This window comes from Streptomyces sp. AHA2 (genome assembly GCF_036857595.1).
In the GTDB taxonomy this organism is placed as follows: domain Bacteria; phylum Actinomycetota; class Actinomycetes; order Streptomycetales; family Streptomycetaceae; genus Streptomyces.
Map to the genome: position 1 here is coordinate 564,793 of NZ_JAUQWJ010000002.1, position 12,419 is coordinate 577,211.

Genomic DNA, 12,419 nt, shown 5'->3' on the forward strand with positions numbered 1-12,419 from the left:
CCCGCGGACGACCGCGAACCCGGGGCCAGGGGCTCGGGTACCGTTGGCCGTAGCGGGGCTCGACCGAAACTGAGGGATTCATGGGACTCACCATCGGCGTCGACATCGGCGGCACGAAGATCGCGGCCGGCGTGGTCGACGAGGAAGGCAACATCCTCTCGACCCACAAGGTGCCGACCCCGGGCACGCCCGAGGGCATCGTGGACGCCATCGCCTCGGCGGTGGACGGCGCGCGCGTCGGTCACGAGATCGTCGGCGTGGGCATCGGCGCCGCCGGCTACGTCAACCGGCAGCGTTCCGAGGTCTACTTCGCGCCCAACATCGACTGGCGCAACGAGCCGCTCAAGGAGAAGGTCGAGGCCCGCGTGGGCCTCCCCGTCGTCGTGGAGAACGACGCGAACGCCGCGGCCTGGGGCGAGTACAAGTTCGGCGCGGGCAAGGGCCACCGCAACGTCATCTGCATCACGCTGGGCACCGGGCTCGGCGGCGGCATCATCATCGGCAACAAGCTGCGCCGCGGGCACTTCGGGGTGGCCGCCGAGTTCGGCCACATCCGCATGGTGCCGGACGGCCTGCTGTGCGGCTGCGGCTCGCAGGGCTGCTGGGAGCAGTACGCCTCGGGCCGCGCCCTGGTGCGGTACGCCAAGCAGCGCGCCAACGCCACGCCGGAGAACGCCGAGATCCTGCTCGGGCTCGGCAACGGCACACCCGACGGCATCGAGGGCAAGCACATCTCCATGGCCGCCCGCCAGGGCGACCGGGTGGCCGTCGACTCCTACCGGGAGCTGGCCCGCTGGGTCGGCGCGGGCCTCGCCGACCTCGCCTCCCTCTTCGACCCCTCGGCGTTCATCGTCGGCGGCGGCCTGTCCGACGAGGGCGAACTGGTCCTGGGCCCGATCCGCAAGTCCTACAAGCGCTGGCTGGTGGGCGGCAACTGGCGTCCGGTGGCCGAGGTCCGCGCGGCGGAACTGGGCAACAAGGCCGGCCTGGTGGGCGCGGCCGACCTGGCGAGGGAACCCGACCCGATCATGTGAGCGCCCGCACGGGACGCGCCTCGGGGGCGCGGGGAACTGCGCGCCGGACCACGAACGGCCGGCACTCGCGCACGGTCCCCGCGCCCCGGGCTCCCGGGCGTAGATTGATCACATGTCGCTGCTCCCCAACTCGCGTACGGAACCCGACGGTTCCGCAGTCATCAGGGTCCTCGGCTACAACATCCGCTCCTTGCGCGACGACACGGACGCCCTCGTCCGCGTCATCAGGGCGTGCGAGCCCGATCTCGTCCTCCTCCAGGAGGCCCCCCGCTTCTTCCGCTGGCGCAAGAAGCTCGCCCGCCTGGCCCGCGCCTGCGACCTGGTGCACGTCACCGGAGGCGCCACCACCACCGGGCCGGCGATCCTCAGCTCGCTCCGGGTGGGCGTCGAACGCACCGAGGACGTCCTCCTGCCGCCCACCCCCGGACTGCACCGCCGCGGCTTCGCCACCGCGGTCGTCCGGATCGCCGGCACCCGCCTGGGCGTGGTCAGCTGCCACCTGTCCCTGCAGAAGGACGAGCGGTACGCGCAGTCCGGCATGCTCCTGGACCGCCTCGCCGGGATGGGCGTGGAGCACGTGATCGCCGGCGGCGACCTCAACGAACGCCCCGAGGGCCCGGCCTTCCGCCGCCTGGCCGGGCGGCTGACCGACTGCCGGGCCGCCGCGCCCTGGGGCGGAGAGGACACCTGGACCCCCGCCGACCCCCACCAGCGCATCGACGCGATCTTCGCGACGGGCGGCATCGAGGTGCTCGGCTGCGGGGTGCCGTCGGCTCTGCCCGGGGTCACGGACGCAGACCTGAGGGCGGCCACGGACCATCTGCCGGTCCTGGCCGCCCTCAAAGTGCCCGCCGCCTAGACGACCGCCCCGCGCCCGGGGTCGTCGTCCTCCTCGTCGTCCGTGCGCATCCGCATCACCAGCGTCGCGAAGCCGCCGAGGAAACCGCCGATCCCCAGCGTGGCCAGCCACCAGGTCATCTCCCAGCCCAGCAGCACGGCGAGCAGCAGCAGCACCGGGCCGCCCAGCACGCCGAGCCAGGCGAACTTCGCCGTGGGGTCGGCGGTCGGCAGGGGCGGCGGCTCCGGAGGCACGAAGTGCCCCTCGTCGTCCTCGTCGAAGTCCTCCTCGGCGGGCTCCGCCACGCTGTAGTCGCGCGGGCCGACCCCGGGCGCGAACGCCACCGAGCCGCCGAGCGGCTTGACCGGCTCCTGCTCGGACTTGTCGGGCTCCTCCGGCTCGGCGGGCTTCAGCGACTCCCCGGCGGCACCGGCCGTCTCCACCCGGTCGTCGTTGGTCCCGGCCTCCAGCAACGCCAGGTCCTCCACCGGCTTGAACGGCTTCGCGCCGGGCGGGTCCGGCGGCTCCTCGCCGTACCCGGCGACGATCGCGGCCCAGGCGGCGTCCTCGTCGAACGGGACGCCCTTCTCGTCCGGCTCCCGGCCCTCGCGGTCCGAGTCGTGTTCAGCCACCTGCGGTCGTCCCTTCCTTGCCGAGACCGGGCTCCTGGACGAGGCCGGACGCGAGCCGGCCGATGAACGCGAGGCTCTCCTCGTGGATCCGGTCCGCGTCATGGTCCAACGTGGCGACGTGGTAGCTCTGTTCCAGCACCACCTCCGTCACGTCCGTCGAGGAGATGCGGCTCAGGATCCGGGCGGAGTCGGCGGGCGGCACCACGTGGTCCTGCGGGCTGCGCATCAGCAGCACCGGCTGGGTGACCTGGGGCAGCTCCCCGTCGACGATCCGGAAGAACCGGCGCAGGGAGTGCGCCGCGTGCAGCGGGACCCGGTCGTAGCCGAGCTCCCTGCCGTCCGGCCTGGCGATGTCGCTGGCGATGCCCTTCGTCGCGGGGACGAGGTGGCGGACCACGGGCAGGGCGTGCGCGGCCAGTCCGTGCACCTTGTTCGCCGGGTTGACGACCAGCACGCCGCTCACCGCGTCGCCGTACTTGGCGGCCAGCCGCAGGGCCAGGGCACCGCCCATGGACAGGCCGGCGACGAAGACCCTCTCGTGGCGCTCGCACAGCAGGCGCAGCGCGCGGTCCACCTCCGCGTACCAGTCCTGCCAGCCGGTGATCCGCAGGTCCTCCCAGCGCGTGCCGTGCCCGGGCAGCAGCGGCAGGGAGACGGTCAGGCCGTGCTCGGCGAGGTGCTCCGCCCAGGGGCGCAGCGACTGCGGTGATCCGGTGAAGCCGTGGCAGAGGAGGACGGCGACCTCCCCGCCCTCGTGGTGGAACGGCTCGGCTCCGGCGAGGACCGGCACCTTCGGCCTCCAGGTCGTGAGAAGGGACGGACACGATCACTGACGCCACGGAACGTCGTGGAAGGGGTCGCACGGCGTTCGCGGGACCTTCACCGTACGCGACCGCACTGACACCGACCAGGGCCGTCGGCGCCTTCGACGGCACTCCGGGTTATGGTCTGACCGACACACACAGGAGGCACTCGCTTGTTGTACGGCGCGATGAAGGTCGCTGTTGGGGGACCGCTGAAGGTCGCCTTCAGGCCCTGGGTGGAGGGTCTGGAGCACATTCCCGCCGAGGGGCCCGCGATCCTGGCGAGCAACCACCTGTCCTTCTCCGACTCGTTCTTCCTGCCCGCGGTGCTGGACCGCAAGGTCACCTTCATCGCGAAGGCCGAGTACTTCACCACACCCGGGGTCAAGGGCCGGCTGACGGCCGCCTTCTTCAAGGGCGTCGGCCAGCTGCCCGTGGACCGCTCCGGTGCGCGCGGCGCCGGTGAGGCCGCCATCAGGAGCGGCATCGAGGTGCTGGAGCGCGGCGAGCTGTTCGGCATCTACCCCGAGGGCACGCGCTCGCCCGACGGGCGGCTCTACCGGGGCAAGCCCGGCGGCCTCGCGCGCGTCGCGCTCGCCACCGGTGCGCCCGTCATTCCCGTCGCGATGATCGACACGGAGAAGATCCAGCCGCCCGGCAAGGTCGTGCCCAAGCTGATGCGGCCCGGCATCCGCATCGGCGAGCCCCTGGACTTCAGCCGCTACCAGGGCATGGAGCACGACCGCTTCGTGCTGCGCGCGGTGACCGACGAGGTCATGTACGAGATCATGAAGCTGTCGGGCCAGGAGTACGTCGACATGTACGCCACGGCCATGAAGCGGCAGCTCGCGGAGGCGGCGAAGGCGGAGAAGGAGGCCGGGAAGGCGGCCAGGGCCGCGCTCGCCAAGGCGGAGAAGGAACAGGCGGAGAAGGACCAGGCCGAGAAGGACCAGCGGACGCAGGAGCGGCGCACCGAGCCCTAGTCGGGGCCCGGGCCGGGGGGGGTGGGGGAGATGGCCAGGCGCGAGCGTGTCATGAGGATGTCGGTCGAGCAGCCGCTGTGGCGGGCGCTGACCGCCTACCGCGTGCTCACGATGCTCTACGCCATCGGCCTGTTCGCCACCGACCACGACGAGTTCCCGCGCCCCTGGGTCGCCGTCGGCTACTACGTCGTGCTGGCCGGGTGGACCCTGGCCACGCTGACCCGGGTCGCGAACGCCGCCCGCTGCACCAAGCGGTTCCTGGCCGCCGACCTCACCGTCGCCCTCACCGGCATCCTGCTCACGCCCGTCGCCGACGCGCACGAGAGGGTCCAGGCGGGCGGCCCGACCCTGCCGTCGATATGGACCGCCGGCGCCGTCCTGGCCTTCGCCCTCAAGGGCGGCTGGCGCTGGGCGGCCCTGGCCTCCTCGCTGGTGGCCGTCGCCAACCTGGCCGAGCGCGGCAGCCCGGCCCGCGACACCGTCCACAACGTCCTGCTGGTCTGCATCGCCTCCGTCGCCATCGGTTACGTCGTCGAGGTGGCCCGCGCCTCCGAGCGCACCCTCGCCCGCGCCCTGGAGATCGAGGCCGCCACCCGCGAACGCGAGCGCCTCGCCCGGGACATCCACGACAGCGTGCTGCAGGTACTGGCGATGGTGCAGCGCCGGGGTGCCGTCATCGGCGGCGAGGCGGCCGAGCTGGGGCGGATGGCCGGTGAGCAGGAGGTCGCGCTGCGCACCCTGGTCTCCGGCGGGCTCGTGCCGGTCTCCCGGGTCTCGGAGGACGCCGCCGAGGGCGCGCTCGTCCGGGCCGTCGAGGAGGACCCCGGGGACGACGGGCCAGCCGACCTGCGCGCCCTGCTCGCGCCGTACGCCAGGGCCACGGTCAGCCTCGCCGAGCCCGGCGCTCCCGTGCTCCTCGCGCCCGCCGCCGCCCGGGAGGTCGCCGCGGCGGTCGGGGCCGCGCTGGACAACGTCCGGCGGCACGCGGGCGAGGACGCCCGCGCCTGGATCCTGGTCGAGGACGAACCGGACGAGGTGGTCGTCACCGTCCGGGACGACGGGCCCGGCATCCCGGAGGGGCGGCTGGCCCAGGCCGAGGGCGAGGGGCGGCTCGGTGTCGCCCAGTCGATCCGCGGCCGGCTGCGCGACCTCGGCGGCAGCGCCGAGCTGGTCTCGGTGCCGGGTCAGGGCACGGAAGTCGAGTTGAAGGTACCGAAGAGCGTGACGGACACGCGGGGGAAGGCGGAGCGGCGATGACGTCGAGCACCGGGGACGGACGGGACCCGATCAAGGTGATGGTGGTCGACGACCACCCCATGTGGCGCGACGCGGTCGCCCGTGACCTGGCCGAGTCGGGCTTCGACGTGGTCGCCACCGCGGGCGACGGCGACCAGGCCGTGCGCCGGGCCCGGGCCGCCGCGCCGCAGGTCCTCGTCCTGGACCTGAACCTGCCCGGAAAGCCCGGCGTGCAGGTGTGCAAGGAGGTCGTGGCCGCCGACCCCACGCTGCGCGTGCTGGTGCTGTCCGCGAGCGGCGAGCACGCCGACGTCCTGGAGGCGGTGAAGTCCGGCGCGACCGGCTACCTGCTGAAGTCCGCCTCCACCGAGGAACTCCAGGACGCGGTCCGCCGCACCGCCGTCGGCGACCCCGTCTTCACCCCGGGCCTGGCCGGCCTGGTCCTCGGCGAGTACCGCCGCCTGGCCTCCGAACCCGCGCCCGCGCCCGACACCGACGAGCCGAAGGCGCCCCGGCTCACCGAGCGCGAGACCGAGGTGCTGCGCCTGGTCGCCAAGGGCCTGAGCTACAAGCAGATCGCCGAGCGCCTGGTCATCTCCCACCGCACGGTGCAGAACCACGTCCAGAACACCCTGGGCAAGCTCCAGCTGCACAACCGCGTGGAGCTGGTCCGGTACGCCATCGAACGCGGCCTCGACGACGAGTGAGGGCACCGGCCGGGGCCCCGCGGCCCCGGCCGGACCGCGTCACACCGAGGGCGCTCCCGTGCCGCGCAGCTGCCCGATCAGCTCCCGGACGATCCGTGCCCCGTTCAGGGTGAGCACCGACTCGGGGTGGAACTGCACCCCGGCGAACCCCGGCCCGCGCAGGGCGTGCACCTCCCCGTTCGCCGCCCGGCAGACCTCCACCGAGCGGGCGGCCAGCCCGGCCGCCGCCTCGTCGTCGCAGCGCGCGGTGAAGCTGTTGTAGAAGCCCACCGTCTCGCGCCGCCCGAACAACTCGATCCGGGTCTGCGCCCCCTGGTACGGCACGTCCTTCCGGGCGATCTCCAGTCCCAGCTCGGCCGCGATCAGCTCGTGCCCGAGGCAGACACCGAGCACGCCATGCCGCCCGGCGCCGATCACCTCGGCGGTCAGGGCGCGCAGCGTCCGCATCTTCGGATCGGCGGGGTCGGACGGGTCACCCGGCCCGGGCCCCAGCACCACCGGCCCCTCGTGCCCGAGCACCGCCTCGCGCAGTCCGGGTGCGTCGTAACCCCGCACGGTCACCTCCAGTCCGCCCGAGCGCAGCACGTGCGCGAGCATCGCGGTGAAGGTGTCCTCGCCGTCGACGACGAGGGCGTGCCCGGCCGGTTCCGGCGCGCGTTCCTGCATGCGCAGCCAGAAGGGCGCCAGTGACGCCCGGCGTCCGTCCAGCGCGGCCCGCACGCGCGGGTCGTCGGCCAGGCGCGGCCGCGCCTGCTCCACGCGCGGCCGCGAGGGCCGCACGCCCAGGGCCGCCAGCACGCCCGCCGCCTTGGCGTGGGTCTCCGCGACCTCGCTCACCGGGTCCGAGCCGCGCACGAGCGTGGCGCCGACCGGGACCCGCAGTCGCCCGTCCCGGTCGATGTCGGCGGTGCGGATGAGGATGGGGGAGTCGAGCGTCTGGGCCCCGCCCGCGTCCCGGCCGATCAGGGCCAGCGCCCCGGCGTAGTACCCGCGCCCGCCGCTCTCGTGCCGCTCGATCACCCGGCAGGCGTTCTGCACCGGCGAGCCGGTGACGGTCGCCGCGAACATCGTCTCCCGCAGGACGTCCCGCACGTCCAGCGTCGACCTGCCGCGCAGCTCGTACTCCGTATGGGCGAGATGTGCCATCTCCTTCAGGCGGGGTCCGATCACCACCCCGCCCATGTCGCCGACGGTGCACATCATCTTGAGCTCCTCGTCGACGACCATCGACAGCTCCTCGATCTCCTTGCCGTCGGCGAGGAAGTCCAGCAGGTGCTCCGGAGTCGGGCCCTCCGCGGGGTAGCGGTAGGTGCCGCTGATCGGGTTCATGACGACCGTGCCGCCGGACATCCGCACGTGCACCTCCGGACTGGCCCCGACCAGGGTGCGGCCCCCGGTGTGCACGACGAACGTCCAGTACGCGCCCCGTTCGCCCTCCAGCAGCCGCCGGAACAGCGCGAGGGCGTCGGCCCTGCCGAACCCGGGGATCCGGCCCTCGTACGTCCGCCGGATGACGAAATTGGCGCCCTCGCCCCGGCCGATCTCCTCCTCGAGCACCCGCCCGACGATCTGCGCGTACTCCTCGTCGCAGACGTCGAAGCCCCCGTCGTGGACGCGGACGCCGTGCGCCGGGAGCTGTTCCAGGGCCTCGGCGAGAGGGACGGTGTACGTCTCCTCGGGCGTGAGGGCCAGCAGAGGCGTGCCGTCGTCGCGGACGTCGAAGCCGCGCTCGCGGATCTGCCGGAACGGCACGATCGCGAGGCTCTCGCCGGGCAGGCCGGCGAGCCGCTCGTGGGCGGTGACCGGGCCGATCAGGGCCTCGACCAGGTCGTGGTCGTGCCCCGGGGTGCGGCGGCGCAGCAGGGCGAACGGACGCGGGTCGTCCGGCAAGCCGAGCAGGTTCATGGTCCGTGCTCCTTCTCGTGGAACTCACAGGGAGAGGAACGGACCCCGGGAACACCGAAGGCCGCCCCTCGGGCGGCCTTCGCGAAGTCTGGGATACGCGCAGTCAGCGGGCCGCCGGATGAGCGGTCCACCACCAGGTCTGGGTCGAGTGCGCGAACATGCCCCGCACCCTACCCCATGTCCGAGGGGTGTACCCCGCGTCTCATTTGCTGGGCACGGGTCGGGAGGCCCCGTGGGGACCCCGTAGGGTTGAGGACGTGACCGTGAACGCTAAGACCAGCGCGAGTGCTGGCAACACCTGGCGAGACCTGCCCGCGGCGCAGCAGCCCGAGTACCCCGACCCCGAGGCTCTGCGCGCAGTGATCGCGGACCTCGAGTCGTATCCGCCGCTCGTCTTCGCGGGCGAGTGCGACCAGCTGCGCGCCCGGATGGCGTCCGTCGCCAAGGGAGAGGCGTTCCTCCTCCAGGGCGGCGACTGCGCCGAGGCCTTCGACGCGGTGTCCGCGGACCACATCCGCAACAAGCTCAAGACCCTGCTCCAGATGGGCGCGGTCCTCACGTACGCCGCGTCCGTGCCCGTGGTGAAGGTCGGACGCATCGCCGGCCAGTACTCCAAGCCGCGCTCGAAGCCGACCGAGACGCGCGACGGCGTGACCCTGCCGACCTACCGCGGCGACTCCGTCAACGGCTTCGACTTCACCGAAGAGGCCCGCGTCCCGGACCCCGAGCGGCTGAAGCGGATGTACCACGCCTCCGCCTCCACGCTGAACCTGGTGCGCGCCTTCACCACCGGCGGTTACGCCCATCTGCGCCAGGTGCACGCCTGGAACCAGGACTTCGTGAAGTCGTCCCCGTCGGGGCAGCGCTACGAGCAGCTGGCCCGCGAGATCGACCAGGCGCTGAACTTCATGCACGCCTGCGGGGCCGACCCGGAGGAGTTCAAGACGGTCGAGTTCTACGCCTCGCACGAGGCGCTGCTGCTCGACTACGAGTCCGCCCTGACGCGGGTCGACTCGCGCACGGGGCAGTTGTACGACGTCTCCGGCCACATGGTGTGGATCGGTGAGCGCACGCGGCAGCTGGACCACGCGCACATCGAGTTCGCCTCGAAGATCCGCAACCCCATCGGGATCAAGCTGGGTCCGACGACCACGGCCGAGGACGCGCTGCAGTACATCGAGCGCCTCGACCCGGAGCGGGAGCCGGGCCGGCTGACCTTCATCGTGCGCATGGGCGCCGACAAGGTCCGCGACAAGCTCCCCGAGCTGGTCGAGAAGGTCACCGCCTCCGGCGCCACCGTCGCCTGGGTGACCGACCCGATGCACGGCAACACCTTCGAGGCCGCCTCCGGGCACAAGACCCGCCGCTTCGACGACGTGCTCGACGAGGTCAAGGGCTTCTTCGAGGTCCACAAGGCGCTCGGCACCCACCCGGGCGGCATCCACGTGGAACTCACCGGCGACGACGTCACCGAGTGCGTGGGCGGCGGCGACGAGATCTTCGTCGACGATCTGCACCAGCGCTACGAGACGGCCTGCGACCCGCGGCTCAACCGCAGCCAGTCGCTGGACCTGGCGTTCCTCGTGGCGGAGATGTACAGGGACCAGTAACGGGTCCGCCTGTTACCGGGGCGAGCACTGGGGCGCGGATCACACGATCCGCGCCCCACTCCGCTTTTGTGCTCCGAGCCCGACGGGTAAGGTTAGGTTTGCCTCACCGATCAGCGGGGCGGCATTCAGAACGACCCCGTCGGGAGGTGGACCGCGTGTACGTCTGCAGTTGCTTCGGCATCACCGAACAGCAGGTCAAGCAGCACGCGGACAACGGCGCCTGCACCCCCCGCCAGATCGCCTCCGCCTGCAAGGCGGGTACGGACTGCGGCTCGTGCGTCCGCCGGATCCAGGCGATCCTCGGCAGGGGCGCCTGCCCGCGCCGCGAGCTGGCCGACCGCGGCGCGCCGGTCCTCACGGAGCTGGAAGACGCCGCCTGACGGCGTCGCTCAGCTCGGCTGCTCGATCTGCTGCGCGATGTACAGCGCCTCACCCAGCTTCTCGATGAGCTCCAGCTGGGTGTCCAGGTAGTCGATGTGGTGCTCCTCGTCCGCGAGGATGTCCTCGAAGATGTTCGCGGAGGTCACGTCGCCCTTGGCGCGCATCACCTCGATGCCGCGCTTGAGACGGTCGATCGCCTCGACCTCGATCTGCCGGTCGGCCTGGAACATCTCGGTGACCGTCTGGCCGACGCGCACGTGGAAGAGCCGCTGGTAGTTGGGCAGGCCGTCCAGCATCAGGATCCGCTCGGTGATCCTGTCCGCGTGCTTCATCTCGTCGATGGATTCTTCACGCGTGTACTTGGCGAGCTTGGTCCAGCCCTTGTTGTCCTGGATCCGGTAGTGCAGCCAGTACTGGTTGATCGCCGTCAGCTCGCCGGTCAGCTGCTCGTTGAGAAATTCGAGGACCTCGGGGTCGCCCTGCATCGCAGAGGCTCCTTCCACGCGGGGGACTGGCAGGTGCGCCGCATGATTCCACTGCGCGCGAAGATCGTCCAGTAAGTGTTCACTTAGTAAGTTAGGGCATGCTTAGTCCAATTCGTCCGAGTATGGAGCAGGTCCGGTCGGGGGCATCGCTCCGGGTCTGTCAGGATGGAGTCATGGGTCAGCCGCTGGGACACGAATCGGGAGAAGGGCGCGATTCGGCAGGAGCGACGCAGCCGGTGCTGCCCCCGGGACAGCGCATACAGCGCGGCTGGCCGGTCACGCACTACGGCCCCGTTCCCAAGTTCCGGCCCGAACGCTGGGAGTTCCGGGTCTTCGGCGCCACCGCCGCCGGCGGCAAGCACTGCTGGACGCACGAGGAGTTCACGGCCCTGCCGCACACCACCGTGGTGGCCGACCTGCACTGCGTCACCAAGTTCAGCATGCTGGGCGCCGAGTGGGGCGGCATCCCCGCCCGCACGATCCTCGACCTCGCGCCGCCCGCCGACGACGTCACCCATGTGATGGTGTGGGCCGAGTACGGGTTCAGCTCCAACCTGCGGCTGTCCGACTTCGCCTCCGAGCGGACCGTGTTCGCCACCCACAAGGACGGCGAGCTGCTCACCGCCGAGCACGGCTTCCCGGTCCGCCTCGTCGTGCCCCACCTGTATGCCTGGAAGGGCCCCAAGTGGGTGCGCGGCGTGGAGTACATGACCGCCGACCGGCGCGGCTTCTGGGAGGAGCGGGGCTACCACAACATCGGCGACCCCTGGCGCGAGCAGCGCTACTCGTACCAGGAGGAACCGGGGGACGGCCCCGGGCTCTGAGGGCGCCGCGGGCGTCCGTCAGCCGTCGCGCGGCTTCTTCAGCCGTCGCCCGGCCTCCTCAGCCGTCGCGCAGCTTCTTCAGCCGCTCCACGTCCGCCGCGTGCCCCTGCTTGCCGCCCGGCGTCTCGATGACCAGCGGCACGCCCTCGGTCGCCGGGTGGGTCATCAGCGCGCGGAACGGGTCCTCGCCGATGTGGCCGACGCCGATGTTCTCGTGCCGGTCCTTGTGGGCGCCCGCCACGTCCTTGGAGTCGTTGGCGTGGATCAGCTTCAGCCGGCCCTCGCCGACCGTGTCCACCAGCAGGTCCAGCGTCCGGTGCATGCCGCCGGGGCCGGTCAGGTCGTGCCCGGTGGCGAAGACGTGGCAGGTGTCCAGGCACACGCCGAGCCTCGGATGGGCGTCCAGCGCCTCGAAGTACGGGCCGAAGTCCCAGGTGCGCGAGCACAGCGAGGCACCCTGTCCGGCCGTCGACTCCAGCAGCAGGAACGGGTCGTCGTCGTGGGTCAGTTCGTCCAGCAGCGGCAGCAGGTGCTCCCGGACCTGCCGCAGCGCCACCGGCCGCTCCCGGCCACCCGTCGCGCTGCCGGTGTGGACCACCACGCCCCGCGCGCCGATCGCCCGCGCACGCCGCAGCGAGTGCCGCAGCGACTGCACGGACCGCTCGACGGTCGCCCCGGTGTGGGAACCGAAGTTGATCAGGTAGGGAGCGTGCACGTACGCGGGGATCCCGTCGGCCTCGCAGGCCGCGCGGAACGCCTCGTCCTGCCGGGGGTTCCCGGCCGGGGTGGCCCAGCCGCGCGGATTGGCCACGAAGACCTGCACGGCCTCCGCCGCCAGGTCACGGGCGTAGGACAGGCCGACGCGGTGGAGACCGCCGGCCACGGGGATGTGGCTGCCCACGGGGTTGCGGGACGGGCCGGACAGCTGAGGATTCACCCGTCCAGGGTGGCATGCCCGCGACTCGGCTCCGGCCGCGGGCT

General features: G+C 72.2%; 14 protein-coding genes. 8 read left to right on the forward strand and 6 right to left on the reverse strand.

The genetic code is table 11. The features are described from left to right. The first annotated feature begins 80 nt into the window (after positions 1–80). Positions 81–1,034, forward strand: coding sequence for an ROK family glucokinase (locus tag Q5694_RS06635; protein WP_333931113.1), 954 nt, complete (start codon positions 81–83; stop codon positions 1,032–1,034). Positions 1,035–1,146: 112 nt separating this feature from the next. Further along, complete coding sequence (locus Q5694_RS06640; protein ID WP_333931114.1) at positions 1,147–1,893, forward strand: endonuclease/exonuclease/phosphatase family protein; 747 nt, start codon at positions 1,147–1,149, stop codon at positions 1,891–1,893. Here the strand turns inward: Q5694_RS06640 and Q5694_RS06645 are convergent. Further along, complete coding sequence (locus Q5694_RS06645) at positions 1,890–2,504, reverse strand: hypothetical protein (RefSeq protein ID WP_333931115.1); 615 nt, start codon at positions 2,502–2,504, stop codon at positions 1,890–1,892. The two genes, Q5694_RS06640 and Q5694_RS06645, sit on opposite strands and share 4 nt — an antisense overlap. Continuing rightward, complete coding sequence (locus tag Q5694_RS06650; RefSeq protein ID WP_333931116.1) at positions 2,497–3,294, reverse strand: alpha/beta hydrolase; 798 nt, start codon at positions 3,292–3,294, stop codon at positions 2,497–2,499. Before Q5694_RS06650 ends, Q5694_RS06645 begins: the two co-directional genes overlap by 8 nt. A 201-nt stretch (positions 3,295–3,495) precedes the next feature. Here Q5694_RS06650 and Q5694_RS06655 point away from each other — a divergent pair, with 201 nt between their 5' ends. Genes Q5694_RS06655 through Q5694_RS06665 form a run of 3 tightly spaced genes read left to right on the forward strand, consistent with a single transcriptional unit; the run spans position 3,496 to position 6,233 of the window. After that, a complete protein-coding gene (locus Q5694_RS06655) occupies positions 3,496–4,290 on the forward strand; it encodes a lysophospholipid acyltransferase family protein (RefSeq protein ID WP_333931117.1) in 795 nt (264 codons plus the stop codon). Positions 4,291–4,320: 30 nt separating this feature from the next. Then, entirely contained in the window at positions 4,321–5,547 is a 1,227-nt protein-coding gene (gene macS / locus Q5694_RS06660) for a MacS family sensor histidine kinase (protein ID WP_333931118.1), read from the forward strand. Continuing rightward, positions 5,544–6,233, forward strand: a complete 690-nt coding sequence (locus Q5694_RS06665) for a response regulator transcription factor (RefSeq protein WP_333931119.1) — start codon at positions 5,544–5,546, stop codon at positions 6,231–6,233. The genes macS and Q5694_RS06665 overlap by 4 nt, the downstream gene beginning before the upstream one ends. A 39-nt stretch (positions 6,234–6,272) precedes the next feature. Here Q5694_RS06665 and Q5694_RS06670 read toward each other — a convergent pair whose 3' ends face one another. Together Q5694_RS06670 and Q5694_RS34790 are read right to left on the reverse strand one after the other, a co-directional pair. Then, positions 6,273–8,138 carry an anthranilate synthase family protein gene (locus Q5694_RS06670; RefSeq protein ID WP_333931120.1) on the reverse strand — a complete coding sequence of 622 codons (1,866 nt, stop codon included), beginning with the start codon at positions 8,136–8,138 and terminating at the stop codon, positions 6,273–6,275. Between the two features lie 103 nt (positions 8,139–8,241). Further along, positions 8,242–8,298 (reverse strand): trp operon leader peptide, encoded by a 57-nt coding sequence (locus Q5694_RS34790; protein WP_078625594.1) that lies wholly within the window; start codon positions 8,296–8,298, stop codon positions 8,242–8,244. Between the two features lie 97 nt (positions 8,299–8,395). Here Q5694_RS34790 and Q5694_RS06675 point away from each other — a divergent pair, with 97 nt between their 5' ends. Both Q5694_RS06675 and Q5694_RS06680 read left to right on the forward strand, forming a co-directional pair. After that, positions 8,396–9,748 (forward strand): class II 3-deoxy-7-phosphoheptulonate synthase, encoded by a 1,353-nt coding sequence (locus tag Q5694_RS06675; protein WP_333931121.1) that lies wholly within the window; start codon positions 8,396–8,398, stop codon positions 9,746–9,748. A 146-nt stretch (positions 9,749–9,894) separates the two neighbouring features. Continuing rightward, positions 9,895–10,128, forward strand: coding sequence for a (2Fe-2S)-binding protein (locus Q5694_RS06680; protein ID WP_443040823.1), 234 nt, complete (start codon positions 9,895–9,897; stop codon positions 10,126–10,128). A gap of 9 nt (positions 10,129–10,137) precedes the next feature. Here the strand turns inward: Q5694_RS06680 and bfr are convergent, their stop codons facing one another. Further along, complete coding sequence (bfr, locus tag Q5694_RS06685) at positions 10,138–10,614, reverse strand: bacterioferritin (RefSeq protein WP_333931123.1); 477 nt, start codon at positions 10,612–10,614, stop codon at positions 10,138–10,140. A 173-nt stretch (positions 10,615–10,787) separates the two neighbouring features. On the opposite strand from bfr, the gene Q5694_RS06690 reads away from it, so the two are divergent. Then, on the forward strand, positions 10,788–11,438 hold the full coding sequence (locus tag Q5694_RS06690; RefSeq protein WP_333931125.1) for a sulfite oxidase-like oxidoreductase: 651 nt from the start codon (positions 10,788–10,790) through the stop codon (positions 11,436–11,438). A gap of 58 nt (positions 11,439–11,496) precedes the next feature. Here Q5694_RS06690 and Q5694_RS06695 read toward each other — a convergent pair whose 3' ends face one another. Next, positions 11,497–12,375, reverse strand: coding sequence for a deoxyribonuclease IV (locus Q5694_RS06695; protein ID WP_333931126.1), 879 nt, complete (start codon positions 12,373–12,375; stop codon positions 11,497–11,499). Between the last annotated feature and the right edge of the window lie 44 nt (positions 12,376–12,419).